The 25113-nt window shown below is 64.4% G+C and carries 23 protein-coding genes; 4 read left to right on the top strand and 19 right to left on the bottom strand.

All coding sequences use genetic code 11. The features are described from left to right. Positions 1 to 9: 9 nt before the first annotated feature. Positions 10 to 1035 (bottom strand): MerR family transcriptional regulator, encoded by a 1026-nt coding sequence (locus U0034_RS15220; RefSeq protein WP_158243586.1) that lies wholly within the window; start codon positions 1033 to 1035, stop codon positions 10 to 12. A gap of 280 nt (positions 1036 to 1315) precedes the next feature. Between U0034_RS15220 and U0034_RS15215 the strand changes: the two genes are divergently transcribed. Next, complete coding sequence (locus tag U0034_RS15215) at positions 1316 to 1987, top strand: hypothetical protein (RefSeq protein ID WP_085230088.1); 672 nt, start codon at positions 1316 to 1318, stop codon at positions 1985 to 1987. On the opposite strand, the gene U0034_RS15210 is transcribed toward U0034_RS15215, so the two are convergent. From U0034_RS15210 to U0034_RS15150, 13 genes are all read right to left on the bottom strand, one after another. Beyond that, the gene (locus U0034_RS15210; protein ID WP_085230087.1) at positions 1977 to 3299 is read right to left on the bottom strand and encodes an MFS transporter; all 1323 of its coding nucleotides are present in this window, start codon (positions 3297 to 3299) and stop codon (positions 1977 to 1979) included. The genes U0034_RS15215 and U0034_RS15210 overlap by 11 nt on opposite strands. 126 nt (positions 3300 to 3425) lie before the next feature. Beyond that, positions 3426 to 4385, bottom strand: coding sequence for an MBL fold metallo-hydrolase (locus U0034_RS15205; protein WP_085230086.1), 960 nt, complete (start codon positions 4383 to 4385; stop codon positions 3426 to 3428). Positions 4386 to 4451: 66 nt separating this feature from the next. Then, positions 4452 to 4823: a DUF2783 domain-containing protein gene (locus U0034_RS15200; RefSeq protein WP_170151719.1), complete on the bottom strand. Its 372-nt coding sequence runs from the start codon at positions 4821 to 4823 to the stop codon at positions 4452 to 4454. 5 nt (positions 4824 to 4828) lie between these two features. Continuing rightward, a complete protein-coding gene (locus U0034_RS15195) occupies positions 4829 to 6538 on the bottom strand; it encodes an FAD-dependent oxidoreductase (RefSeq protein ID WP_233212094.1) in 1710 nt (569 codons plus the stop codon). 242 nt (positions 6539 to 6780) lie between these two features. Continuing rightward, positions 6781 to 7560: an IclR family transcriptional regulator gene (locus U0034_RS15190; protein WP_085230084.1), complete on the bottom strand. Its 780-nt coding sequence runs from the start codon at positions 7558 to 7560 to the stop codon at positions 6781 to 6783. 98 nt (positions 7561 to 7658) lie between these two features. Then, entirely contained in the window at positions 7659 to 8417 is a 759-nt protein-coding gene (locus tag U0034_RS15185) for a methyl-accepting chemotaxis protein (RefSeq protein ID WP_085230083.1), read from the bottom strand. An 84-nt stretch (positions 8418 to 8501) separates the two neighbouring features. Next, entirely contained in the window at positions 8502 to 8870 is a 369-nt protein-coding gene (locus U0034_RS15180) for a cupin domain-containing protein (protein WP_085230082.1), read from the bottom strand. 31 nt (positions 8871 to 8901) lie between these two features. After that, entirely contained in the window at positions 8902 to 10203 is a 1302-nt protein-coding gene (locus U0034_RS15175; RefSeq protein WP_085230081.1) for an NAD(P)/FAD-dependent oxidoreductase, read from the bottom strand. Positions 10204 to 10351: 148 nt separating this feature from the next. Continuing rightward, entirely contained in the window at positions 10352 to 11563 is a 1212-nt protein-coding gene (locus tag U0034_RS15170) for a porin (protein ID WP_176072646.1), read from the bottom strand. 106 nt (positions 11564 to 11669) lie between these two features. After that, positions 11670 to 12614 (bottom strand): helix-turn-helix domain-containing protein, encoded by a 945-nt coding sequence (locus tag U0034_RS15165; RefSeq protein ID WP_085230080.1) that lies wholly within the window; start codon positions 12612 to 12614, stop codon positions 11670 to 11672. A gap of 96 nt (positions 12615 to 12710) precedes the next feature. Next, entirely contained in the window at positions 12711 to 14210 is a 1500-nt protein-coding gene (locus U0034_RS15160) for an aldehyde dehydrogenase family protein (protein WP_085230079.1), read from the bottom strand. Positions 14211 to 14431: 221 nt separating this feature from the next. After that, entirely contained in the window at positions 14432 to 15880 is a 1449-nt protein-coding gene (locus tag U0034_RS15155; RefSeq protein WP_085230078.1) for an APC family permease, read from the bottom strand. A 362-nt stretch (positions 15881 to 16242) separates the two neighbouring features. Beyond that, positions 16243 to 16491 (bottom strand): hypothetical protein, encoded by a 249-nt coding sequence (locus U0034_RS15150; RefSeq protein ID WP_085230077.1) that lies wholly within the window; start codon positions 16489 to 16491, stop codon positions 16243 to 16245. Positions 16492 to 16661: 170 nt separating this feature from the next. On the opposite strand from U0034_RS15150, the gene U0034_RS15145 reads away from it, so the two are divergent. Beyond that, on the top strand, positions 16662 to 16820 hold the full coding sequence (locus U0034_RS15145) for a hypothetical protein (protein ID WP_170151718.1): 159 nt from the start codon (positions 16662 to 16664) through the stop codon (positions 16818 to 16820). A gap of 99 nt (positions 16821 to 16919) precedes the next feature. Further along, positions 16920 to 17264 carry a hypothetical protein gene (locus U0034_RS15140; RefSeq protein ID WP_085230076.1) on the top strand — a complete coding sequence of 115 codons (345 nt, stop codon included), beginning with the start codon at positions 16920 to 16922 and terminating at the stop codon, positions 17262 to 17264. 48 nt (positions 17265 to 17312) lie between these two features. Here U0034_RS15140 and msbA read toward each other — a convergent pair whose 3' ends face one another. Then, the gene (msbA, locus tag U0034_RS15135; RefSeq protein WP_085230075.1) at positions 17313 to 19094 is read right to left on the bottom strand and encodes a lipid A export permease/ATP-binding protein MsbA; all 1782 of its coding nucleotides are present in this window, start codon (positions 19092 to 19094) and stop codon (positions 17313 to 17315) included. Between the two features lie 224 nt (positions 19095 to 19318). Here msbA and U0034_RS15130 point away from each other — a divergent pair, with 224 nt between their 5' ends. Beyond that, positions 19319 to 20107 (top strand): glycosyltransferase family 2 protein, encoded by a 789-nt coding sequence (locus tag U0034_RS15130; RefSeq protein ID WP_085230074.1) that lies wholly within the window; start codon positions 19319 to 19321, stop codon positions 20105 to 20107. On the opposite strand, the gene U0034_RS15125 is transcribed toward U0034_RS15130, so the two are convergent. The 4 genes from U0034_RS15125 to U0034_RS15110 are packed head-to-tail and all read right to left on the bottom strand — an operon-like array spanning position 20067 to position 25030. Then, entirely contained in the window at positions 20067 to 21284 is a 1218-nt protein-coding gene (locus U0034_RS15125) for a glycosyltransferase family 9 protein (protein WP_085230073.1), read from the bottom strand. The genes U0034_RS15130 and U0034_RS15125 overlap by 41 nt on opposite strands. Positions 21285 to 21330: 46 nt before the next feature. Continuing rightward, positions 21331 to 22560 carry a glycosyltransferase gene (locus tag U0034_RS15120; RefSeq protein WP_085230164.1) on the bottom strand — a complete coding sequence of 410 codons (1230 nt, stop codon included), beginning with the start codon at positions 22558 to 22560 and terminating at the stop codon, positions 21331 to 21333. 59 nt (positions 22561 to 22619) lie between these two features. After that, positions 22620 to 23906: an O-antigen ligase family protein gene (locus U0034_RS15115; protein WP_085230072.1), complete on the bottom strand. Its 1287-nt coding sequence runs from the start codon at positions 23904 to 23906 to the stop codon at positions 22620 to 22622. Continuing rightward, complete coding sequence (locus U0034_RS15110) at positions 23903 to 25030, bottom strand: glycosyltransferase family 9 protein (protein WP_085230071.1); 1128 nt, start codon at positions 25028 to 25030, stop codon at positions 23903 to 23905. Before U0034_RS15110 ends, U0034_RS15115 begins: the two co-directional genes overlap by 4 nt. Between the last annotated feature and the right edge of the window lie 83 nt (positions 25031 to 25113).

Genomic DNA, 25113 nt, shown 5'->3' with positions numbered 1-25113 from the left:
GGCCCATCGCTACCCGTCTCGTGATTCGAGGCACATGACCAGTGTCTCGTAACCGTACGCATCGGAACGAAGCGGCACGCTGATCGGCAGACTGCGATTAGGAGGACAGAGGATGACGCTCTGTTCGTCTCCTGCGGTGGCCAGATCCACGATCGCGGCGGAGCGCGTCACGGCAAAGATTGCACCGCTACGCGCCTCGGCCGCGCGTCTGCGAAGGTAAGCGCCCACTGCCTTTTGGGTCGGCAAATCCAGATCCTCCTCGACCCGATCGACGATCAGGAACTCGGACGGCCCGCTCAGAAGCGTGTCCTCGATAGAGTGGACCAACGTGTGCAGTGCGTCGGATAGCGTCGCCCCACCATCGGCGAGGTCCGCCAGGGCCTCGTCGATACGCATTTGAAGCGGCCCCTCCGTCTTCCGGAAGTTCAGCGGGTCCGCTGCGGAACGCGCCACACGCTGGACCTTGTTGAAATTTATAAAGACCCCGCTTGGCAACGCCCACCCCAGTTGAAGAGCCAGTTGCGTTTTTCCACTGCCCACCGGGCCGACAATGTAATTCAGCCGGCGTATATCCGGCATGCTGAATATCTGGCCATCCCAGGGCGACGACAATGGAAACGAAACAGACCGGGTTTCCGACACGCGCTCAGGCTCGAGCGCACGATCCTCGCCCTCAAGAGGAGGTGTGGGTACCGTGCGCAAGAACCTGATGTAATCCAGCTGGAGGAAGAGTGTCTTAATCTGTCTCGTCCGCTCCACCACCTTATCCGTCAAAGCGGCGGACAGCGTCGTCTCGGCTTCAGCTTCAGGATATCCCATGCACTGCGAGATCTCCGCGAGTGTGAAGCCAGTCCGCCGCATAAGGACAATATGAGCGGCACGATCAAGATCGGACTTGCCGAATTGCCTATACCCCGATTCGTTGCGGCTGGGCGCAAGCAGCCCCGCCTTTTCATATATTCGTAGGGTTTTTACCGATACCCCAAGTAACTTGGCGGCGCTCCCCGCGTTTAGCTTTCGACCTGTGGCGTTCATGGACTGCTCCAATGTTGCACGAATGGACAGACAGTCTGCGGACGGCCCCAAGGGACGTGTCCAGAGGTAATGCACAAATCGCAAACAATACCGGGCTCGACAGGTGCCCGTTCGCTCACGCATTGCGTTGATCGATCGATCAAATGAAATCACCGATCATTTTCAGCTTGCTCGACCCTTGGGGCCGTCAACGAAAATGATCCCAGTCCTGCGCGGCGGCCGGTGCCGCGCAGGACTGGGATCAAGTCAATCACTGACACCATCGGAAAAGAGCCAGATCATGATCACGAAAATCGCCATGACACTCCTTGCCGCAGCCATTGCGGCCAACGCCAATCTCGCGACAGCCCGCGACGTGGATAACTCTCCCTGCATTCCATGCCCGCTATCGCCGGAGGTATCGTTCGACGTCAAGAACGCTTTTACGATCGGGGTAGGCGGGGAGATGTCCGCCATTCCCGAACGAGGCACCGGGCGCCGGACCTTCGGCGTCGATATGTCGGCGCACCCTGGCACCTCCCTATCAGTGGGATTTTTGCCTTTCGCAATTGGCGATGGCCTGCGCGCGGGGATTGGTATGTCGACCACTCGCGACAGTCGGGCGTGGAACATTGCTGACGATCGATTGGCAACCAAAAAGCTCCTCATCACCGAACAAAATACCTTTTCCGCCGTATTCAAGCATCGTCTAGGGCAAGTGGACCTGTACGAGAAAATCGGTGTCAGCCAGTTGACGACAAACTGGTCCGCTCCGGACGCCCGTCACCAAACAAGCGTCGACGAGAAATGCTGGGTTCCCTCGGCTGGCCTCGGCGTCTCTTATACCGTCGGCGACCACATTGCGGTGTTCGCGGAATGCAATGCGCTGTTTGCCCGGCTTCCACATGGAACCCGTGATCAAGTACGCGCTTATCCCACCTCTGTCGTCGCCGGCATGCAACTCAATTTCTGACGCGGTGCCCCGCTGCATGGCGCCCGACGACGAGCATGGCTGCCCCGCTCGCGACGAGCAACGCGGCAAGCAGGTAAAACGCGAGGTCCATGCTGCCCGTGGTGGTGCGGATGTACCCGATCGCCCAGGGGCTGACGATCCCGCTCGTGATTCCGATGCTGCTGATCAGCGCAAGTCCCGGCGCCAGCGCATCGCGGGACAGGTGCAGCGCGGGCACCGCCCAGAAGATGGGCAGTGCAGCGAAGATCAATACGGCAGCCACCGAAAGGAGCACGAGCATCGCGGCGAGACTCGGCAGATGCAGCGTCAGGGCAGCCAGCGCGAGCCCGCCGCCCACCGTGCACAGCGCGAAGTGCACGAGACGCTCGCCCGTACGGTCGGAATGCCGCGCAATCAGGATCAGGCCAACTGCGCCGACAGCATTCGGGATCGTCGTATAGAGGCTGATCGAGAGCACGTCGCGTACGCCGAAGTCGCGGATCATCAGCGGCAACCAGAAATTGAGCGTGAGCGAAGCACACGTCAGCGCGAAATAGACGAATGCGAAAAGCGGCACCCGCGGATTGCGCAGCGCCTGCACGATCGCATGAGCGTGCGGATGATCTGCCGGACGCTCGCCCTCCTTGCACACCGCGATGAGCCAGTTGCGCTCCGACTCGCTGAGCCAGCCCGCATGCTCAGGCCCGTCCACGAGACAGGCCAGCGTGAAGAAGGCCAACAACACCGCCGGCAAGCCCTCGAGCGCGAACATCCATTGCCAGCCGAAAAGCCCGCCTACCCCGTTCAGATCGCGCATGATCCAGCCCGATACCAATCCGCCGAGCACCCCCGCCACCGCCACGCCCGCGAAGAAAACGGCAAGGACCGCGGCACGCCGATTTGCCGGGAACCAGTACGTCAGATAGAGCACGATGCCCGGAAAGAACCCCGCCTCGAACACGCCGAGCAGGAAACGCAAAGCATAAAAATGCGAAGGCTTCGTAACGAACATCATGCTCATCGATGCCACACCCCATAGCAGCATGATCCGCATGAACGTCCGGCGCGCACCCTCGCGTGCGAGCAGCATGTTGCTCGGCACTTCGAACAGCACGTAGCCGATGTAGAACACGGCCGCGCCGAACCCGTACATCGCATCGCTGAAGCCGAGATCGTGTTTCATCTGCAACTGGGCGAAGCCGATGTTGATGCGGTCGAGAAACGACACCACGTAGCAAAGGAATAAAAACGGCACGATGCGCCAGGCAACCTTGCGCATCGTCTGCCGCTGCGCAGCGGCAAACGGCGTCGTGAGCGTTACGACGTGATTCATACTTCGTCTCCTGTATCTCCGGGACACTCGGGCATCGAGCATCTGGGTGCCTTGGTCCTGCCCAAGCGTAAGTCGGAGGCCCGGTGCCGCGATCGCGCTCGGGCCGCCTTGGACTTCCTGCATGCGTCAGCCTTGCAGCGCGCTCCACATCTCCTTGTCGCGCTCGGCTGTCCAGATGCGCGGATGCACGATGCCGCCCGCCTCGTCATAGGCGCGCGAGACGTCGAAAGGCAGGCAGTGCTCATAAATGAACACCTGGCCGAATTTGGGATCCATCGCCTTGCGCGCGAGTGCCATCGCCCCCTTGAGATCGAGCTTTTGATTCACCGCCTCGCGGCCGCTTGCCAGCAGTGTCGTGACGAAATCCCGCGTGTAGTCGAGGCCCTTGTCCACCTCCGCCCGATTCGTCAGCGCCGGCCCGCGGCCCGGCACGAGTTTCTCCGCGCCGAGCGCACGCAGCGCCTCGAGCGTCGCGGGCCATTCGGCCAATTGCGCATCGCCGCAGTAGCAGGCTGCTTCGTACTCCACCAGGTCGCCCGAAAACAGCACCTTTTGCGAGGGAAGCCATACCACGGTGTCGCCCTTCGTATGACCTGCGCCGAGATGCGCGATCTTCACCTCGAGCTTGCCGAGAAAGAGCGTGATCTCTTTGTCGAACACGAGCGTGGGCCACGTCAGGCCCGGCACCGTCTCCACACCCGCGAACAGGCGCGGAAAACGCTCGATCTCGGATTTCATGTCGGCTTCGCCGCGCTCGACGATCATTTCGTACGTGCCGCGGCTGGCGATGATCTGTTGAGCACCTTCGTCGAAGTAGGCCGACGCGCCAAGCACGCGCACCGCGTGGTAATGCGAAAGCACCACGTACTTGATGGGCTTGTCCGTCACGCTGCGGATTTTGGCGATCAGGTCCTGCGCCATCGCAGGCGTCGCGGTGGTATCGACGATCAGCACGCCGTCGTCGCCGACGATCACACCGGAGTTCGGGTCGCCTTCCGCGGTATAGGCGTAGGCATTCTCGGAAAGTTGGGTCCAGCTGATCTTCTTGACTTCGAGATCGGCCTGCGATGCAAAAGCTTTTGCCATGTGAGAACTCCCATGTTCATAGAGGCAGGGTTGTGCGAAAACACGCGTGACGGCCTTGACTGCGCGCTAACTCGGCACGTTGCCGGGCGCCGGCGTCGACGCCAGCTCGGCCGCCATCCGCGCGCCCTCGGAAAAGATCCGATCGAGAATCGCCGAGTCGCCGATATGGTTCGCCAGCAGCAAGATGAGCTTCGCCACGTGGATCGGAGAGCGCGCTGCGTCATCGGCTCCGTCATCGGCTCCGTCATTGGCTCCGTCATTCGCGACGGCGACGGCCTCGCGCAATACGGCGGTGTCGGCGACGGTTGCGGATAGCAGCGCGGCCAGCCGGTCGTTCAGCCGGAGACTTTGCTGATCGGTGAGCCCGGCATGCAGTTCGATCATGCGTTCGTAAAACGCGTCGGGATCGGCAAGATTGAGTTCGGTATTGAGCGACATTGGCCTCATCCGTTGCAGATTGCGCGATTCAGCGCCGCAATGGCATCCGTCTCGGCGTACTCGCGCCAACGCGCGCAAAGGTGTTGATCGGGGCGCACGAGGTAGAACGATCCTGGCCGGGCGTCGAGACGCCGGGCGAGCAAGCCTTCGACGTCTTCGGCAACTGCCACGCCTTCCGGAAGCGGCCCGGCAGGCATCGCCGTACCCGGCGCAACGACCACAACGGCGCGCATCGGAATCGCATTCCTCGTCGGCGCCTGCAATCGCATCAGCGTTTGCGCGGGGTCTTGCGCCGCCTCGCAGAAGTACACGCCGGTGAATGCGTGCCGCGCGATCAACTGGAGAAACCAGGCTGGCCCACCCGGCGTGCGCATCGGCGCATCGGGCATGACGGCCCCCGGGACCACATCTCCGGCAAAGCCGTCCCCTGCGCGATCGGGCGTATTGAGCGCGGACTCGCGCAGCACGGCCGGCACCGACAGGCGCCCGCTGTTGACTAGCCTGCGCGCGAACGGACAGCGCTTCGCGAGCCCCAGCGTGGCGTCGCGGAACAGACGCGACACGGCACTCTTCGGCGTGATGAAATCCGTCGCGCGCGTCGAGTTGAGGATGTTCTCGTCCGCTGCGTATTCGCGCTCGGAGGCGTAGCTGTCGAGCAACGTCTCGGGTGCCTGCCCGTTCAACACAAGCCGCAGCTTCCAAGCGAGATTGTCGGTATCCTGGATGCCGCTATTCGCACCGCGCGCGCCGAACGGCGACACGCCATGCGCGGCGTCGCCCGCGAACAGCACCCGGCCGTGGCGAAAGCGCTCCATGCGCAGGCACGAAAACGTGTACACGCTGACCCATTCGAGCTCGAACTCGACGCCTTCGCCAAGCAGCGCCTGCACGCGAGGTATCACGCGATCGGGCTCCTTCTCCACCACCGGATCGGCGTCCCAGCCGAGCTGGAAATCGATGCGCCAGACACCGTCGGGCTGCTGATGCAGCAACACCGACTGATTGCGGTGAAAAGGCGGGTCGAACCAGAACCAGCGTTCTGCGGGAAACGGTGCCTTCATCCGCACGTCGGCGATCAGAAAGCGGTCCTTGAACGTGCGCCCATGGCTCTCCAGACCGAGCGCTCTGCGTACCGCGCTGCGTGCGCCATCGGCCGCGATCACATAGCGCGCGTTCATTGCATACCGGCCGTCCGGCGTATCGACCAGAAGCACCACATGATCCCCGTGCTGCTCCAGCGCGACCACTTCGCTCTTCCAGCGGATCTCGATGTTCTCGCATTCCGCGGCGCGTTCGACGAGGTAACCCTCGACGTAGTACTGCTGAAGGTTGACGAAGGCCGGGCGCCCGTACCCCGATTCGGGCAGCAGATCGAACGTGTAGAGCAACTCGTCCTGCAGGAAGACCTTCCCAACGTTCCAGCCGACCCCCTTGTCCACCATGCGCTGGCCGCAGCCCAGGCGATCGAAGATTTCCAGCGTGCGCTTGGAGAAGCACAATGCGCGCGAGCCGACCGAAAGCGCGTCGTCGTTATCGACGAGCGTCACGCTCACGCCCTGCTGCGCCAGATCGATGGCCGCGGCCAGCCCGACCGGCCCCGCCCCCACGATTACAACGGGATGTACGAGGTCGGCATCTCCTCCCAATTCCGGGGCTGGCCGATAGTCGAATCGAAGCCGCTGATAGTCGACCACTGTCGAATGTCCTTTGTTCACGCAGTCTCCACCATGTAGAACGAACTTAGCTTAGATGAGTGTTTAGCTATTGTAAAATTCATTCGTCTATAGCAAATTCCCGTTTACCCTAGCCCAGCGCGGATCGAGGCTCGGGGCGAGAAGCGAGGGCGGAGGAACGGAAGGCGTCGGAAGGCGCACGCGCGCGTCGAACCGACAGGCGTGCGCAGGCCTCGCGATGCGCTCAGCGCTCGCGAGGCCTTCTTGCGACGTTCAGCGAAAGATCAGGCGGAGAAACCCAGGCGCGTCGATACGGTATCGGCGCAGGCGCGCAATGCACGGGCCAGATGGCCGGCGGGGTCGGGATCGATCGAGCCGCTCGGCCCGATGACGGTGATAGCCAGCACGATATGGTGTGAATGATCGAACACGGGCGCGCTCATGGCGGTGATCCCCACTGTCGGATCGTCGACGCTAAACGCAAGCCGCTGACGGCGCACCTCGGCGAGACGTTCTTCGATCTGGGCACGCGTAAAAGGCTTGGGGGCGGCGCCGATCTGCAAGGCGCCGGCCTCTTCGATCGCGATCAGGGCATCGACCGTCATGGGCGGCAGATAGGCGGCGAAGATCTGCCCGGTGGCCGTCTGCATCAGCGACATGACGGTTCCGGTGCGCATCGTGACGTAGATCGGGTCTGCCGCCTGATGAATGTGGACGATCGTCGGGCCATAGCTGCCGGCCGTCGCAAGCGCGACCGTCTGCCCGAACGGGGCCAGCATTTCGTCGACGAGCGGAATGGCCGTGCGTACCGGGTCGGAGCGCTGCAGGCTGATCAGGCCCATTTGGAGCGCGAATGGGCCAAGCTCGTAGCGGCCCGTGGCGGCATCCTGCTGGATCAGACCGAGATTGCTGTAGCTGACGAGATACGGATGGGCCTTGGCGGCCGTCATGCCTGCCTTGCGCGAGAGTTCCCCGAGCGACATCGGGCCGCCGTGATCGACCAGCGCGCGCAGCAGCGCTCCACCGACCTCGATCGACTGGATGCCGCGCCTTTCGTTGGCCATGCTGTTCTGCCTGAGTGGAAAACCTCCGATAATACAATCGCCAGCCGTGCGGCAACCGCAGAAAATCGCAGCAGCGGCGTAAGGCGGACCGCTGCCGGCTAGCCGGCGCTGGAGACGGTGCCCGCCATCACCTGCCGCGCGACCTTCACGCTTTCGGAAATCTGCTTCGCCAGTCGGTCCGTATCGTCGGCAAGACGCTTCATTTCCGCGGCCACGACGGTAAAGCCACGTCCCGCGTCGCCCGCACGTGCTGCTTCGAATCGCGCGTTGAACGAGAGAATGGACAACATTCGAATAGTCTTCAGGATCTCGTCCACGTGCGCGAGGATCGGGTTGGTGGCTTGCGTCAGCGCCACGACGCGCCCCTGCAGCGCCAGCTCGGCGGCTCTTTCCCCCTGTACTTCGATCACGAGACCCTCGAGAAAAAGCAGTTCGCCCCTATCCGAAAATACGCCCCCTCCCACTTCCCGCACCCAGACCAGATTGCCGCGCGCGGTCCGGATCCGGTAGTCGACGGTCCACGGCTCGCGCCTCTCCAATGCCTGGCGCACGACGCCGACCACATAGGTCTCGTCTTCCCTGACCGTGAGAGACGGCAGCGTACGCACGGCATTGTTGGCGAAGTCCGATGCGGGATAGCCCGTGAGTGTCTCGATGGAGGGCGTCGCATAGACGACCGTGTAATCGTCGTCGTTCAGTTGCCGGTAGAGGAATCCGCGCATCCTTCCCGCAATGCTGTGCATGATGCCCAGCTCGTCGCCCGATGCGCCCTCTACGTCGTCACGTCCGGCATGCTCGCGCACCGGCCACTCCCGTTTCGTTCGGCTGATCGTGGAATTCGAGGCCGGGGCCGCCATGACCTGCGACCTCGGTCGAGGCCCCGGCTGCCGCCGCGTTGCCGCCGCGTTGCCGCAATGGACCGGCGGCGAAGCATGCGCGCCTCACGCGAAACACAGATAGTGCTTCGTGAATCCGTCGCTGAGGACCTCCCATAGCGTCGGCGTGCCCTTCGTGACGAACCACGTATCGCCCGGCTTGAAATGATGGGTCTCGCCCGTGCTCTCGTCGGTGATGCGCAGCTCGCCGCGCAGCAGCGTCGCCTGCTCGCTGAACGGATAGACGAGACGATACGTGCCCTTCGTGGTTCCGAAATAGCCCGCATTGACAGGGTCGGTGGGCGCGCCGTATGTCGCCCGTCCGTATGCCTGCACGTCGCCGCCCTCGACGACTTCGGCGCCGAGTTTGCTGAAACTGCCCCAGGCGTCGAGATCGGAAATCGCCGTCTCGCGATCGATGTTGGTCATGCCCATGAGAGAACCTCTTGCGCTGAACGGATGGAACTCAACGGCGTCCATGCCAGTAGCCGGAAGTCTGATGCAGCGCCTTGCCCAAGGTGACGAGCAGTGCGCGATAACGATCTTTGCCGGCGATTTCGGCCCGGCCGACCGAACTCAGCAGCCGGTAGCGCTCCGAGCCGCCGAGCACGCCTTCGGCCAGGATCTTGCAGATGATCTGGCTCGGCGTGACGCCGAAGCCGCAGTACCCCTGGACGAAAAACGCATTGGGGTGCCCCGGCAGCGTGCCGAGCTGAGGAAAGAGATTGCGCGTCGTCGCCATCGGCCCGCCCCATGCAAGGTCGATCCTCACGTCGTGCAAGTAGGGAAACACCTCGAGCATCAGGCGGCGGTTCCACTCCTTCAGGTCGGTCGGCATGCGCTCGATCAACTGTGTCGACGAACCGAACATGAGCCGGTTGTCGTTGGTCACGCGGTAGTAGTTGATGACGGGCCGAATATCGCTATAGGCGCCCCGGATAGGGCTGATGCGCTCGATCAGCGCCGCGCTCAACGGCTCCGTCACCGAGTTGTAGGCGTACACGTTGATCGTGCTGCCGTGCAGCGCAGGCTCGATGCGGTTATTGAAGCCGTCGACCGCCCAGACCAGTTTGCGTGCCTTGACGCGCCCCTTCGCCGTTCTCGCCACGATCGAATCGCCGTACGTGACCTCGAGCACCGGGCTGTACTCGAAAATCCGTCCGCCGTAGACCTCCGAAACGGCTTTCGCTTCCCCGAGCAGCAGGTTCAGCGAGTGAACGTGTCCTCCGCCCATGTGCAGCAAGGCCGCGTGATAGACGTCGGAACCGATGATCTGCCCGACGTCGCGCCCTTCCAGGTAGCGGATCTCGTACGGCGAGCCGAGCGACTGGAATTCCTTTTCCCATGCTTTCAGCGTGGCTGCCTGCCGCGCGTTGTACGCGAGATAGCCATAGCCGCTGCGAAAATCGGCATCGATGCCGTACCGCGCGATGCGCTCGCGCATGATCTGCGGCCCGAGGTCGCTCAAGGCGAAGATCGCCTGCAGACCTTCGTCCCCCACGTCGCGCCGAATTGCATCGAGGTCATGGCCGATACCCGCCATGACCTGTCCGCCGTTGCGCCCCGTGCCGCCGTAACCGAGGTGACGGCCCTCCAGCACCACGGTATCGGTCACGCCGCGCTCGGCGAGCTCCAGCGCCGTATGGATGCCCGAGAACCCTCCGCCGACGATAACGACCTCGGCCTCGATGTCGCCTTCGAGCGACGGGAAAGCGAGGTCGTATTTCCTCGTGGCCGTGTAGTAAGTCGGTGTTTCGTCCGTATGCATTGACTACCCGTTCAAATCCTGAAAAAGATGCCGAATGGCGGTACCGCGCGCGATCGCTCGCAACGGCGTGGGAATGGCCCCATCGACTTCGAAGAGGCCCGCGACCGGCGCGGCGTTCGACGTGCGCCACAGGGGCGCGACCCGCCGTTCAGAAGTTCACGCGAATGCCGGCCATGACGGCAAGCTGGCGATCGGAGTTGCTGTTGACGAGGTTCGGGATCTGCGCATAGTTCGCACTGGCTCCCGTCGCCGTATCGATGCCGAGCCCCTTACCCGACGCCTTTTGTGCGATGAGAACCGTATAGAGCGCCGTGCGCTTGGAAAGCGCGTAGTTCGTGCCGAGGTTGACTTGGTGAAAACGCGTGGCGCTGCCGCCGTCCGGCCGTGCGTTGTTGAAGATGTATGCCGCGCCGAGCGTCCATGCGGGCGTCAGCGCATATACGCCGTTCAGTTCGGCAATATCGAATTGGACGTCGGCGCCCGCAGGCTGTACGGCACTCGCGAAATACTGGCTGTGTGCCAGGCGCGTATGGGTATAGACGACAGCCACCGTCGCCTTGTCGATTGCAAGCGAGCCGCCCACGCCCCAGGCCTTCATCGAAACCGAGTTTTGCAACTGACAGTAAGCCGCCCCCGGGTTCGAGCACGAGAAGTCGCCGATGTAGCCGCTCGATCCGCCCAATGCCGCGTCGAGCGGCTGGTTGAGCGACAGATAGCCTGCGCTCAACGATATCGGGCCGCGTGCGTAAGCGGCCGCCACCGCATAACCGCGTTTTGCGGCGAAGTTGCCAGCCTGCCCGCCGAAGCTGAACGTGGCACCGAACGTCAGGCCATGGAAATTCGCACTCGTGAATTTCAACGCATTGTTGAAATTGAACGCTTCATTGAGATTATCGACGTCGCCCAGATGGGAGCCATAGAGCGTCGCCCAATTATTGCTGGACGCATATACGCCGAGGAAATCGGAATAGGAGTCGTATTGCCGCCCGATCGCGAGCGTGCCTATGCCGTCCTTGCCGAGTCCGACCCATGCCTGCCGATTGAATAACGCACCGCTTTGCAGCATGGCGCCGGTACCCGTGAGGAACTGGTTTTCGAGGTCGAAGCTCGCTTTGAGCCCACCACCGAGATCTTCGGCCCCCATCAGGCCCCAGCGCGACGGCACGAGATTGCCGCCGCTCAACTGCACCGCGTGCCCGCTGCCCACCGCGCCACTCGCATTGGTGGTCTGCTGGTTGGTCGAATAAATCACACCGGCGTCCACGGTGCCATACAGGGTCACGCTGCTCTGCGCCCATGCATTTTGCGCCGCCGCGGCACATACGATGACGAAGGATGCCCTGCCGATATGCCGCCTCATGCTCATGTCCCGTCTGGATCTCGTTGGTCGATACCGCGTTTGCATTGCGGTATGGCGACTGTATCCAGCTATAAAACGGCGGGTTAGCGCAGATCGGCAACTCCTGTCAGCTCAAGCGCCGCGTATGAGACGGCATTTCGTTGAAAAGCGTGCGGTACTCCTGCGCGAAATAGCCGAGGTGAATGAACCCCCAACGGCTCGCGGCATCGCCGATCGAAAGCGCTTCCGGCGACGTCGAGCGCAGCAGTTCCCGCACCGCATTCAGTCGATAGGCGCGCAAATAGGCAACCGGCGTGACATTGGCCACGCGCTGGAAGCTCGTTTGCAGCGTCCGCCGGCTGCAGCGCAGCGCGCGGCAAAGGTCGAGCACCGTCACCGGCTCGTCGCCCTCCCGGTTGCGAACGATGCGCTCGCTGAGGCGCACGATGTCGCTGTAGGTCCGATGGGTGAGATCGTTCACCGGCTCCGGGCTCGCTCCGGCCAGTAGGTCGAGCAATGCGCTGACGATCTCGTCCCGGAATACCTTCCCCGCCACGGCATTGCAGCCGAGCGCGGGGGTACGCTCGGCTCGCTCGAGATACGGCGCAATCTGATTGCGCAGCCTTTCGCCATGTTCGCTGCGAATCGGCAATACGCTGCGGGCGAGACCGCGCGCGCACGCGTCGCCCGCCACGGCAGCCACCAGTTCCTCCATCTCCGAGACCGGCAGACTCACGCCGATGAAGTCCATCACGTCCTGCGTATGGAAGCGAAATTCCTCGTTGGCGCCGAGAGCAAGAAAGGCATACCCGTTGACCGGCTGCCCTTGAAACGTGCCCGTAATGGGCGCGTAAAGCGGCACCGCCAACGAGGCATAGCCGGGCGGCGAGACGCCCTGCTCGATCACCCGCCGGTTCATCGTCTCGCGGAAGAAGAAGAAATTGGCCTCGCGCGCTTGCACGAGGCGGCTGCGGAACGCGCCGGGCATCATCTGCCGATACGTCTGATTCCAGCCGTCCACCGCAGCCGAATGATCGTGTACGTCCTCGAACGAGGTGATCAGAAAATTCATGGCCCGCCCTTGCATCAATGAACGCAGCCGCCCGCCGACGCTGCGCGCGCTTACTTCAGCATGCTAAGCGGACAAAAATAGCGCGGCGAGCTTGCCTCAGTGCGCGATGCACACCGATTTCGTTTCGGTGAAACCTTCGACCGCATGCCTGCCGAACTCACGCCCGATACCCGATTGCTTGAACCCGCCGAACGGCATGCTCGGATCGAGCGGCACATGGCAATTGACCCATACCGTGCCTGCTTCCATCTCCGGCACCAGATTCATCACGGCCTTCAGATCGTTGCTCCACAGGCTCGCGGCAAGACCGTAAGGGCTGTCGTTGGCCTGCGCGATCGCGTCGAGCGGATCGTCGAACGGCATCACGGCCAGCACCGGGCCGAACACCTCGTCGCGCACGAGCGAGGCGCCGGGAGGCACGTCGGCGAGTACGGCGGGCGCCACGTAATAGCCGGGGGACTGCACCGCGTCGCCACCCGCGAGAAACCGCAGCCCCTGCGCGCGCGCCGTCGCCAGATGTGCCATCACGCGGTCGCGATGCTGCGCCGATACGAGTGGATTGATCTCGGAGGCCGGGTCCATCCCCGGCCCGAGCTTCATCGCGCGAGCGGCTTGGGCCAGACCGTCGGCAACGGCGCGATACTTGTCGCGATGCACGTAGATCCGCGAAGCGCCCGCGCATACCTGGCCTTGATTGAAGAAACCGCCGAACAGCACGCCTTGGACGGCCTGGTCGACGTCCACGTCCGCGAGCATCACTGCGGGATTCTTGCCGCCCAGTTCGAGCGAAAAGCGTGTCATGTTCTCGACGGCGGCAAGACCGACGAGCTTGCCGGTGGGCGTGGAGCCCGTAAACGAAATCTTGCCGATGCCCCGGTGCGACGCGAGGGCCGCGCCGCATTCGCGCCCTCCCGTGACGACGTTGAAAACGCCGGCAGGCACGCCCGCCTCGAGCGCGAGCTCCCCGAGACGCAGGGCCGTGAGCGGCGTCTCCGGCGACGGCTTGATGACGATCGAGCAACCCGCCGCCAGCGCGGGAATCAGCTTCCAGATCGCGATCATCAACGGAAAATTCCACGGCACGATGCCCGCGACCACGCCTACGGGCTCCTTGCGCGTGTAGGCCGTATATCGCGCACCGGGCGGATGCGGAATCGAGACGTCGAGCGTTTCGCCCTCGATCTTGGTGGCCCAGCCCGCCATGTAGCGGATGTACTCGATGCTCGCGCCCACTTCCACACCGCGGGCCACATGAATCGACTTTCCCTGATTCAGCGTTTCCAACTGCGCGAAGACCTCGGCGTCCCGCTCGAGCAAGTCGGCTATGCGCAGCAAAATGCGCTCGCGCTCGGCGGGTCGCAGCCCGCGCCAGATGCGCTTGTCGAACGCGGCGCGCGCGCTTTGCACGGCGGCATCGACATCGCGCGCATCGGCATCGGGAACGCTTGCCAGCCGCTCGCCGCTCGCGGGATCGAATACGTCGAGGCGCCGCGACGATCGCGACGGTTGCGACACGCCGTCGATAAAAAGCCCGTGTTCTCGCGACAGAAACGCGCTGACGGATCGATCGACGGGCACCAGGCCGGCATGATTCATGGAGACTGTCCTGCAAATGTTGGGCGCAAGGGGCGCGCCACATGGCGCGCGGTATAGATCGATGGTATCGAGGCCACTTCGTTCGCCGTTATCCCAAATCGGCAGCGCGCACCCGACCGAGGGAAAACGCCGATAGCCGGGCGCGGTGCGGCGGCGAGCGGCCCGAGGAGGTCGGCAGCCGCGCCGCGAACCATCGCTTCACGCGCTTGGCCGTGGCGCCGTTACAGCTTCGAATTGCCCAGGCGGCCGTAGGCGGCGGGATCGCGTTGCTTCAGATGCGAGGCGGCTGCGATGCCGACGATGACGGCGACCGGCAAGGTGGCGGTGAGGGCGTAGGACAGCCCCGCGCTCGCACCGGTCAGCACGGGGAAGCTGACGACGGCGAGCACGAGCAACGCGGCAAGGGCAATGCCGGAGATCACCGGCAAGACCTTCACGCGCAGCGGCCCCTCCTCGAGAGCGCGATGACGCGCAAAAAAAGCCAATACGGCAGCCGACGACAACGCCATCAACGCGATGATGCATAGCGTGGCGAGATTTGTAAGCCAGGAGAAGAGCGTCAGCACCGGGTCCGTGCGCGCGAGGACGAAGGCGGTCACCACCGCTGCGGCGCACAACGTCTGCAACAACGAGCCGGCGTGCGGGCTGCGATGCTCGGGATGCGTGCGCCCCAGCCGCGCCGGCAACAGTCCTTCGCGCCCGGTCGCGTAGAAATAGCGCGCGGCCGAATTGTGAAAGGCGAGCAGGCCCGCATAGACACTGGTGATGAAAAGCAGGCTCATCGCGTCGGTCAGCGCGGCGTTCGCATAACGGCTCGAAAGCGAATAGAGGAATGTCGTGGGATCGGCCAGGCCGTTCAGCGTTTTCACGATTTGCGTACCGCCTGCCCCAATCACCATGCACCAGACGGAAAAGGCGTAGAACGCGCCGATCAGCAGCACCGAGATGTAGGTCGCGAGTGGGACCGTGCGACGCGGATCCTTCGCCTCTTCGCTGTAGATCGTGGTGGCCTCGAAGCCGATGAAGCTCGCGAAACAGAAGAGAAAACCGATGGAGGGGGTGCCGCTCAGAAAAACCCGGGGTGAAAACGACGCGAGGTCCACGCCCGACTGGCCGCCTGCCCTGAGGATGGCGATGTCGAGCACGAGCACGACGACGTACTCGCCGAGAACCAGCAACGACAGCAGCTTCGCCGAGAGGTCGATCTGGCGATAGCCCAGCACGGCGATGCTTGCCAGCGCGGCGAACGCGCAGACCCACCACGGCACGCTCATGCCGAAGTGCATGCTCAGAAAGCCGGCCGATACCGCGCCGAACATTCCGTACAGGCCGATTTGCATCGCGTTGTAGCCGAGTAACGCCAGCATGGCTGCCGCCCCGCCAGCCTTGCCGCCCAGCCCTCGGGCCGTGAAGGCATAAAAGCCCCCCGCGTTCGTCACGTAGCGCGCCATGGCCGTATAGCCGGCCGCGAACATGAGCAGGATTGCGACGGTTGCCACGAGCAATGCGGGCGTGCCCGCACCGTTGCCGAGCATGATGCCGATCGGCAGCCCGCCCGCGATGGCCACCAGGGGTCCGGCGGCGGAGATGACGAAGAAAACGATGAAACCAAGACCCAGCGCCCCCTTGCGTAATTCGGTAGACGGGCTGTTTGGCATAGTTGCACTCATGAACGCGCTCCACGGTTTGGTATGGCATCACGGCCGAGGTCGCAAGGAAACACGTCCGCTCGCCGATTTCACCGCTCCGGTCGTAAACCGGACGGATGAATGACAACGGATGCAAATGTAGGGAGCCAAAATTGATTGGCGAGAGCGCAAAATGGCAACACTTCGCCATGCGAGAGGGGCGGCCGCGCCGCATTCGACGGGCGGTACTGCCCCAAAAAAGACCGCGCTTCAGGCTGAAGTCGGACGCCGGTCGCTACCGGGACACGCGAAATCCCGCGAGGGCGCTTAACGGAACGGGAACGGGAACGGCGGACAACGGTAGCGCATCGAAGCGGGAACGGCGGAGCTGACGAGACGCGAACCTATCGTCCATGCCAGCCGCGGTGATGCCCACCGCTATGCCAGCCTCCCCAGATGCCGATCGTGGGCTGACTGTAGTAGCCGGGGGCATAGTAGTACCCCGGCGCGTAATAATTCGGCGCATAGTAGCCCGGCGCATAGCCGTAACCGTAGCTGCTGTAGGTATAGCTGCTGTAGTACGGCGCTCCCGGATCGATCACGCAGCCCGATACGAGCGCGGCCAAGGCGACGGCGATCAATGATCTGACCATGATTGTTCCCCTCTATGCGGCTTAGATGCGTGGCGGACGGCGCACGTTCGGCACGATTTGTGTCCGCGCGTTACAGATGTAAGCAAGTCGACCAAACCCGCGCGGCGCGGTGCGGCATAACGCAAATCGCCTAGAATTTCCTCATGTAGGCGATTCGTCAGGAGGTCGCGATGGCCGAATCGATCGAAGGCGTCGTGACGGGGCTTGTCGTGCTGATTGCCGCCGTCATTATTATCGCTTCCCACTTCCACCGCGAGCGGCGGCGCGATCGCTGGCTTGGCAGGCTCGAAGGGCACCGCCTGTGGGACCGGTTGCGGCACCGGCATTAGCCCTCGCGCAAAGGGCGCAACGGCACCCGGAAGTTGCGGTCGCGTACCGGGGCCGCGCGTCGCAAAGCGGCCGCTTGTCCCCCGATGAGGAGGCGCTCGATGTCTGACGATGCGGGCCAATGGCGGATGGCCGAATACGAAGGTTTCGAAGTCCACGTGTCGGCGCACGTGCACACGCCGGAACCGCCGCCGGGGCACGGCAAACCCGCGCCATCCACCCGCACGGTCACCACCGGCAACCGGTACACCTATGCGGGCTACGTCTGCCATCCCGGAGCCGATCCCAAGCTGCCGGGGCACGCCGTGCCCTTTCATGCCGACGGCGAGGAAAGCTTCGGCAGTGAAGCGGCTGCCTGGAAGGAAGGCATGCATGTCGGGCGTACGATCGTCGACGGCACGCATCCGGATCTGACCGTACTGCCGCTCGTCACGGGCGGCGTGTGAACGAACCGGCCTAAAATGCGGCTGCCGGCCGGCAGCCCGATCGGCCGCTCAGGCGGCCTGCTGTTGATATTGGATCCGGTGCAGGTGGGCGTAGAGCCCGTCGCGGCGCAGCAATTCGCTGTGGCTGCCATGCTCGACGATATGCCCCGCCTCCATGACGAGAATGCGGTCGGCACGTTCGATCGTCGAAAGACGGTGAGCGATGACGAGCGTCGTGCGCCCTTCCATCAACGTCTCGAGCGCGGCCTGGACATGGCGCTCGGATTCCGAGTCGAGCGCCGAGGTGGCCTCGTCCAGAATCAGAATCGGGGCGTCCTTGTAGATCGCGCGTGCAATGGCGAGACGCTGACGTTGTCCGCCGGACAGGCGCATCCCGTTGCCGCCGATTTGCGTATCGATGCCGTCAGGCAGCGATGCCACGACATCGGCCAGATTCGCCGCGCGCAACGCGGCCTGAACGCGGTCGCGATCGGGCGTCTGGCCGTAGGCAACGTTCGCCGCCATCGTATCGTTGAAGAGCACGACATCCTGGCTCACCATCGCAATCTGGCTGCGCAGCGCATGGACGTCGTACTCGTCGATGGGCACGCCGTCGACCAATATCGTGCCGCCGCTCGGATCGAAAAAGCGCGGAAGCAGGTTCACGAGCGAGGTCTTGCCGCTGCCCGAAGGTCCGGCAAGCGCGACCATCTCCCCGGGGGCTACTCGCAGTGAAACGTCGTCGAGAATACGCCGCTCGCTCGTGGTATAGGTGAACGACACGTCGCGGAACTCGATCTCGCCGCGAGCGCGCGGCAACGGACGGCTGCCGCCCTTGGGCTCGGGCGGCTCGTCGATGAGGCCGAAAATGAGTTCGGCGGCCGTGACGCCGCGCTGCAGCGGCTGATTCACGTCGATCAGGTGCTTGAGCGGCGAGATGATCAGCAACATCGAGGTGACGAAGGCCACGAATCCACCCACGGTGGTCTGATCGTTCGCCGATTGCACGACGGCGATCGTGATGACGATCGCGAGCGCGATCGAAGCGAGAAACTGCGTCAGCGGCTGCGCGAGCCCCCCCGACACCGCCATGCGCATCGCATAGCCTCTCAACCGCTTGCTCATCTGCGCGAAACGGTCGATCTCGTATTGCTCGCCGTTGTGGACCTTCACGACCTTATAGCCGCCCACCGTCTCCTCGACGATATAGGAAAGCTCGTTCGTGAGCGTCTGTTGCTCGCGGCCGAGCCGGCGCAGGCGCCGGTTGATCTTGCTCACGATCCACCCGATTCCGGGCAGGATCACGGCGACGATCAGCGTCAGGCGCCAGTTCAGGTAAAAGAGATAGCCGAGCAGGAAAAAGACGGTCAACGAATCGCGCACGAGCGTGACCATGACGCCCGTCAGCACGCCCAGGATCTGATTGACCTCGAAAACGATCGCATTGATGACGGTGCTCGCCGTCTCGCGCTGAAAGAAGGTGGCGCCCGTATGGATCATGCGTTCGAACATCGTGAGCCGCAACTGCAGCAGGATGCGGTTCGACACGTACGAGAGCAGATAGCCCGACGCATACTGTGCAGTCCCGCGCACGAGTGCGAGCCCGATCACGGCGAGCGGCACGAGCCATTTCGCGCTGATATTCGCCTTCGCGCCGAACCCATGGTCCAGCAACGGCTTGAGCAGCGCGGGGATCCCCGCGTCGGTGGCCGAACTCACGCCCATCGTCGCCACGGCCAGAATGACCACCCAGAGATTGGGTTTGACGAAAGGCCATAGGCGCTTGAATACCGAACGGGTGGTGCGCTGCTTCGGGCCCTTCGTCCCGCTCGCGGTGTTTCCTTTTTCCAACTGATTCCCTTGTCGCTGTTGCTCGGCGGTGTCTGTCCGGAAGGCCGGCGCAGGCCGTCGAAAGTCGAAGCATTATAGCCGCGGTCCCGGGTGCGGCCGCACGCCGCTGTATCGCCGCCGGCGCGAACTGCGCGTGTTGCCTCGGCGCCATTCGATCGCGGGGCGCGAAGGGTCGCATCGCTCCCCGGTATACTTCAGCGACTTTTTTGCGACGACTTCATCCCGTGCCGAATCCACCCCCTGCCTCCCCCACCCGCCCCACGCTCGGCGTCGCCATCATCGCGTTCAATAGCGCGGCGCGGCTCGCGCAATGCCTCGAGGCGGTGGCGTTCGCCGACGAGGTCGTCCTCGTCGACGGCGGCAGCCACGATGCGACGGTCGCGATCGCGCGCGCCCATGGGGCCCGCGTGATCGAAGCGCCCGACTGGCCCGGCTTCGGGCCGCAAAAAAACCGGGCCCTGGCGGCGCTGTCGACGGACTGGGTGCTCTCGATCGATACGGACGAGGTCGTCACGCCCGAGCTCGCGCGTGCGATTGTCGAGGCAATCGGCTCCGCCCATGCGAACATCTATGCACTCGATCGCCTTTCGAGCTTTTGCGGAACATGGGTCCGCCATAGCGGCTGGTACCCCGACTGGGTGCCGCGCCTTTTCAGGCGAGACGCGGCGCGGTTCTCGGACGATCTCGTCCACGAGCGCCTCGTCTTCGAAGGACCGGCCGCCCGGCTCGCCGGCAAACTGCTCCATTACTCGTACGAGGATTTCGAAACCGTGCTGCGCAAGCTCGACGCCTACTCGAGTGCGGGCGCACAACAACGGCTCGCCGCCGGAAAAAGCGCTGGATTTGCGCAGGCACTGTGGCGCGGAGCGTGGGCATTCGTGCGCACGTATGTGCTGCGTCTTGGCTTTCTCGACGGCCGCACCGGCTTCATGATCGCGGTATTCAACGCGCAAACCGTCTACTACCGTTTCCTCAAGCTGGCGTGGGCGACGCGCCGCGGCGACCGCCACTGAACGCAGGCGTGCCCCGCACGATGTCGGGGCCGGGGCCGACCACCGGCTGCGTCACACCGGCCGGCACGAGATCCGGGCGATCGAGCACGTCGGCCACCGCCGCCAATACGCGGCGAGCATCGAGTTCGGTCAGACACCGGCTCGTACTCGTTACATGCCGCTCGCAGCCCTCGGCCTTGCAAGGCACGCAATCTCCCTCGCCCTGCAGCAGGAAGACGTTGCCGCGGCGTGCCGATCCGCGCAGCGGCCAGGGCTCGCGGCCGGCCGGCCACGCGCTCGGCCAGGGCCCCCATCGCATCGGATTGGATGGCCCGAAGATCGCGACGGTGGGCGTCCCGCAAGCGGCCGCGATATGGGTAACCCCGGTATCGGGCCCGACGAAAAGCGCCGCACGCCGGATGACTTCCGCCGTTTCGCCGAGGCTCAATTGACCGACGAGGTTCAGAACGGGCGCGCTCGCGTGCGCGACAACCTGTTCAGCGTATTCCGCCTCGGCCGGCGCGGGCCCGCCCGTCAGCACCACCGCGAAGCCGGCGTCGCGCAGCCGGCGAACCGTTTCTACCCACCCGTCGAGGCGCCACTGCTTGTAGGCGAACATCGGGGACGGATGAATGACGGCAAAAGGCGCCTGGGCGGCTGCAAGCCGCGCATCCAACGCGGCACGTCGCGCCGGCTCCTCGCCGATACCCGGCGGTACGACGTCGGCCACCGGCGGGATACCCATCACTTGGGTCAGCGCGAGGTTGCTCGTGAGGGTGTGCACGCGGCGATGTTCATCCGGCACGAGCCGATCGATCATCACCCGGCTGGCACGTTGCGGACAGTCGGGGTCGAGCACGCCGATGCGGTAGCGCGCGGCGGCCCACGCATAAAAGCGCCCCCGAGTCGACGCCTGCAGCACACACGCAAGGTCGTAGCGCCGCCAGATGCGCGCCGCATCGCCGATGCGGCTGCGCCATGACGCGCGGCGCTCGACCACCGTGACGCGGCGAATGTCCGGGTTGTGCTCGAGCGCGCTCTCGGTACCGCGAAAAACGATCATGTCGACCTGGGCGTCAGGCCATTGTCGCTTGATCGACCTGACGAGCGCCGTCGACAGCAGCACATCGCCGATGCGCTGCAGGCACACGACGGCGATCGTATTGGGCGGCCAGGCCGCGCATCGCTCTTTGATCATGGAACGGGTACGTTTTCCGAACCCTTAGTTTACACGCGGTTACGCGCTATTTCTCATGTTTTGAGGAAAATAAGTGCCAGAGCGCAAGCATTCGCCGATTGGCGTTTTCCGGCGAGAAGGTTCGCACTTTGGCGGCGGCATTGCGTCGCAGGCTCTCGCGCAACGCCTCGTCCGTGGCGAGCCTGAGCATCGCGTCGGCCATTGCGTCTGCGTCGCCGGGCGCGACGAGCAACCCTGCCCGCCCGCCGTCGAGCAGGTCCCGCGGGCCCGTCGGGCAATCAGCGGATATGACGGGCGTGCCCAACGCCATCGCCTCTCCGAGCACCATGCCGAATCCTTCGTAGCGGCTGCTGAGCACGAGCATCTCGGCCGCGCGCATGTAGGGGAAAGGGTTGGCGCAAAAGCCCAGGAAGCGAACGGCCGGCTCGATGCCGAGTTCGCGCGCGAGCTGCGCGAGCGGCTCGCGATCCGGCCCGTCGCCGATCAGCAACAGATCGCCGATGCCAGGTCGTTGCGCGCGCGCCTTCGCAAAGGCACGCAGCAATGTGCGGTGGTCCTTCTGCCCTTCGTCGAGCCGCGCCACGGAAACGATGAACGGCGAGCGGGCAGACGGTGTGCTCTCGGCTGCGCGTCGGCGGATAGCGTCGATTTCGATGACGTTCGGCAACTCGTGCGCGCGCACCGGCGCATCCTTGAAGAGCTGGCCTGCTTCGCGCAGCATGTCCGGGGTCAGTACCGCAATGGCCCCATAGCGCGTGAACTGGCGAATGCGCCGCGCGATATATGACGGCGGTTTGTTGCCCAGCCGCGCCGCGAGGCTGAAATGACTGAAGCCAATCCACGGCACGCCGGCACGGCCGGCAATGTGCCGCAAGGACAAGTCGAAATCGCAAACCAGATCGTGCTCGCGGGCAAGCCGCAAAAAGCGCCGGGCGGCGAGCGGACGAATCGCGCCATGCGTGGAAATCTTGTGCGCGACCTTGGCCAGCCGTCCGAGCTTTTTGCCGCGCTGCCGCTGATGCAGCCTGTGCATCCAGGTGGCGGATGCAAGCACGTGGACAGGCACGTCCGCAGGCAACGCATGCGCTCGCCACAGGTCGAGGTCGTCGGTCGGGTACGTCACGGCGACGCTCGGCGCGAACGAGCGCCGGTCGAGCGCGTTCAGCCAGGCGATGAGCGCGGTTTCGGTGCCCCCGCGGCCGAAATCGTTGATATGGAACAGGACGCGGATGGGCCGATTGGGCATGCCCTCGTGGTCGGCTGCTTGGGACGACATCATCTCGGTTGACCGTGGTTGTTGCGATTAGCGGGGGGCTCCGGAAGCCCCCGAGGGATTCATACGGCCCGCCCCATGCCCGCCGGGGCGCTGCGCAATGCGGCCTGCCGTGCCGAACGCGTGCCCGCGCCCAGCAGCAAGCCGGCAAATGCCCAGAATGCAAGCATGGTCGTTTTCCACATGAAATCGTCGGTGAAGTTCTTGGCCATCATGCCGAGCACGAGCGCGATACCCGCGGCCGCGACCCATTCGTCGACGCGCCGCAGCGCCCAAAAGCGCGCGGCCAGGCTCGCGAATAGCAGCACCTGGAGCAAGAGCCCCGGCAGCCCCGTCTGCAGCCACGTATTGAGCAGCAGGTTGTGAGCGTGGGTGGGGGCGAGCGGCTCGTGGGCGAGCAGCGAAGAAGGCATCTCCGGACGCAGGGCCATGCCCGGCAGCGGCTTGCCGAAGCCGACGCCGAGCCACGCATGACGAACGGCCTCGCGGGCGTAAAACGCCCACAGCATCGGACGCGTGTCGGCCGCGAGCGCGTCGTCGAACGCGGCCATCGGCGGCTGCGTCTGCACGCGATGCTCGATCTGCGGCCCGGCCGCCGGGGCCGTACCCAGCCCGCCGAAGCGCTGCATGGCACCGTAAATGACGGCAGCGGCCCCTGCTGCCGAAACCACCGCGAGTATCACGACGGCAAGTTTGCGATTGCGCCGATAGAGTGGGAACAGCGCAACGAAAAGCGTCACGGCGACAGCCGGCCAGAAAAACCGGTTCAGGGAGGCAAAGCCGATGAAAACGCCCAGCAGAACACCGACGACGCCGAGCCACCGCTTGCGCCCCCGCATGAGGAGCCCCGTAAAAACCGGAATCGCGAAAAGCGCGAGCGTGCTCGAGTGACCGACGCGCGGGTAAAAATGCAGCGGGAACGTCTCCGGCGTCGGCGGCTGCAACCGGCCCCAGCAAAAGAGGCTGATCAGGGCCAGCGCCACGCAGGCGGCCAGGCAGGCATAGGCCGGACAGTCAGCCCGGCCCACCTGCGATGCGAAAAGCCAGAAGCCCCAGAACACCAGCAGCGGATAGAGAACTTCGTCCAGCCAGGCATGAAAGCTCACGGCCGGATAGGCGGACCACGCCACGGCCGCCAGACTCCAGGCAGCCCATAACGCGATCGGCACGACGAGCGGCCAGCGTCCGGCGGCGCGGGGCTGCGACAACCCCGACCAGAACACCGCCACGAACGTCAGCGCGATTCCCATGTTGTTGGGCGCCGCCATGTGAGCGAGCATGGCGGCGAACGCGATCAGCGGGCACGACAGCCAGAGCAGCCGAACGGGCGACCATGCACCGGACGTCATGCGGCCTCCAGCACGCCGATCAGCGCTTGGGTAACGGCTTCGACGCTGAGGCGGCCCATGCATCCGGCGTGATCGCCCCGCCAATCGAGGCAGGTGCCGACGTTACGATCGCAGCGTTTCACCCAGGCCACTTCGCGGCGAAAGATGCCGGGCTGATTGCGGCAGGGCAGATCGGCGATCGTGACCGGCACGAAGGGTACACCGCTCCAATAACGCCCCGCTCCGTGAATATCGGCGTTGCCGGGGCCGAACAACGTGACGGCCGGCACACCGATCAAGCGTGCCAGATGCGCCGGCCCTGTATCGGGACAGACCAGCGCCCTCGCGCGTGCGAGGAGATGCCAAAGATCCGCAAGCCCGAGCTTGCCCGCGAAATTCGGCCGATGCGAGCCGGCATCGATTTCGCTGACGAGCGCCGTTTCGCCCGGCCCGCCGCTCCAGACCACATCGTAGCCATGCTGCTCGATTGCGCTTGCGAGCGCGCGCCAGCGCTCGACGGGCCAGCGCTTCACCGCCGTGCTGGCGCCCGGATGCAGCACGACATAGGGCCGCGCCGGCAGCAGCGACGCATCGAACTCGACGGCGGGCGGTGCGGGCCACGCTTCGGGGCGGTAGGGCGCCGGCGGATCGCCCGGCACGAGGTCCGCAGCCAGATCCGCCCACGCGGCGGGCGTCTGCGGATAAGGCACCAGCTCGTCAACGGGCCAGTTCTTCCAGGCCGGTACGTCGCCCGCATGGGCGACGATCCACTTGCAGCGAGCGCCGAGCGCGAGCCATGCGTGGCGATTGTCGCCAGTCACGATGCCGAGGTCGTATGGCCCCGAGCGCAAAACGCCCCGGACCAGTTGCGGGCTGCGCGGATCGAACGGCTGCACGTCGACGCCGAAGGGGCGTCCCGCATAGAGCGGTACGATCGCTCGCGGGCACGCAAGCACGACCTGGGCATCCGGATACTGCTGCCGGAGCTTGGCGAGCAGCGGCGTCAGCAATAGCGTGTCGCCCAGCAGCAAGTGGTGCGCGATCAATATGCGCTTTGGCCGCTGAGGTTTGCGGTGCCAGGGCTTGAGCGCGAGCCGCGGCAGCGCGCGCGCGAAAATCTGAATACGTCCGAACAATCGACTCATGGGCTGACAGGTTCTACCGCACCCTTTGTTGTGTAATCGGCACGGGGCATCGGTACGGCGACCGCAGGTACGGCAACGCCGCT

Origin of the sequence: Trinickia caryophylli, from assembly GCF_034424545.1 — a bacterium.
Classification (GTDB): Bacteria; Pseudomonadota; Gammaproteobacteria; order Burkholderiales; family Burkholderiaceae; genus Trinickia; species Trinickia caryophylli.
Note: the sequence above shows the minus strand (reverse complement) of the source record. Positions and strands in the feature narration are given on the sequence as shown.

Bases quoted from the DNA above. Each gene is read 5' to 3' on its own strand.
- U0034_RS15190 (WP_085230084.1), bottom strand. From the start codon at position 7,560: ATGGCCAACGAAAGGCGCGGCATCCAGTCGATCGAGGTCGGTGGAGCG.
- U0034_RS15155 (WP_085230078.1), bottom strand. From the start codon at position 15,880: ATGAGTGCAACTATGCCAAACAGCCCGTCTACCGAATTACGCAAGGGG.
- U0034_RS15215 (WP_085230088.1), top strand. From the start codon at position 1,316: ATGATCACGAAAATCGCCATGACACTCCTTGCCGCAGCCATTGCGGCC.
- U0034_RS15200 (WP_170151719.1), bottom strand. From the start codon at position 4,823: ATGTCGCTCAATACCGAACTCAATCTTGCCGATCCCGACGCGTTTTAC.
- U0034_RS15125 (WP_085230073.1), bottom strand. From the start codon at position 21,284: ATGATCAAAGAGCGATGCGCGGCCTGGCCGCCCAATACGATCGCCGTC.
- U0034_RS15185 (WP_085230083.1), bottom strand. From the start codon at position 8,417: ATGGCGGCCCCGGCCTCGAATTCCACGATCAGCCGAACGAAACGGGAG.
- U0034_RS15220 (WP_158243586.1), bottom strand. From the start codon at position 1,035: ATGAACGCCACAGGTCGAAAGCTAAACGCGGGGAGCGCCGCCAAGTTA.
- U0034_RS15120 (WP_085230164.1), bottom strand. From the start codon at position 22,560: ATGTCGTCCCAAGCAGCCGACCACGAGGGCATGCCCAATCGGCCCATC.
- U0034_RS15180 (WP_085230082.1), bottom strand. From the start codon at position 8,870: ATGGGCATGACCAACATCGATCGCGAGACGGCGATTTCCGATCTCGAC.
- U0034_RS15175 (WP_085230081.1), bottom strand. From the start codon at position 10,203: ATGCATACGGACGAAACACCGACTTACTACACGGCCACGAGGAAATAC.
- U0034_RS15150 (WP_085230077.1), bottom strand. From the start codon at position 16,491: ATGGTCAGATCATTGATCGCCGTCGCCTTGGCCGCGCTCGTATCGGGC.
- U0034_RS15115 (WP_085230072.1), bottom strand. From the start codon at position 23,906: ATGACGTCCGGTGCATGGTCGCCCGTTCGGCTGCTCTGGCTGTCGTGC.
- U0034_RS15210 (WP_085230087.1), bottom strand. From the start codon at position 3,299: ATGAATCACGTCGTAACGCTCACGACGCCGTTTGCCGCTGCGCAGCGG.
- U0034_RS15145 (WP_170151718.1), top strand. From the start codon at position 16,662: ATGGCCGAATCGATCGAAGGCGTCGTGACGGGGCTTGTCGTGCTGATT.
- U0034_RS15170 (WP_176072646.1), bottom strand. From the start codon at position 11,563: ATGAGGCGGCATATCGGCAGGGCATCCTTCGTCATCGTATGTGCCGCG.
- U0034_RS15140 (WP_085230076.1), top strand. From the start codon at position 16,920: ATGTCTGACGATGCGGGCCAATGGCGGATGGCCGAATACGAAGGTTTC.
- U0034_RS15160 (WP_085230079.1), bottom strand. From the start codon at position 14,210: ATGAATCATGCCGGCCTGGTGCCCGTCGATCGATCCGTCAGCGCGTTT.
- U0034_RS15205 (WP_085230086.1), bottom strand. From the start codon at position 4,385: ATGGCAAAAGCTTTTGCATCGCAGGCCGATCTCGAAGTCAAGAAGATC.
- U0034_RS15165 (WP_085230080.1), bottom strand. From the start codon at position 12,614: ATGAATTTTCTGATCACCTCGTTCGAGGACGTACACGATCATTCGGCT.
- U0034_RS15110 (WP_085230071.1), bottom strand. From the start codon at position 25,030: ATGAGTCGATTGTTCGGACGTATTCAGATTTTCGCGCGCGCGCTGCCG.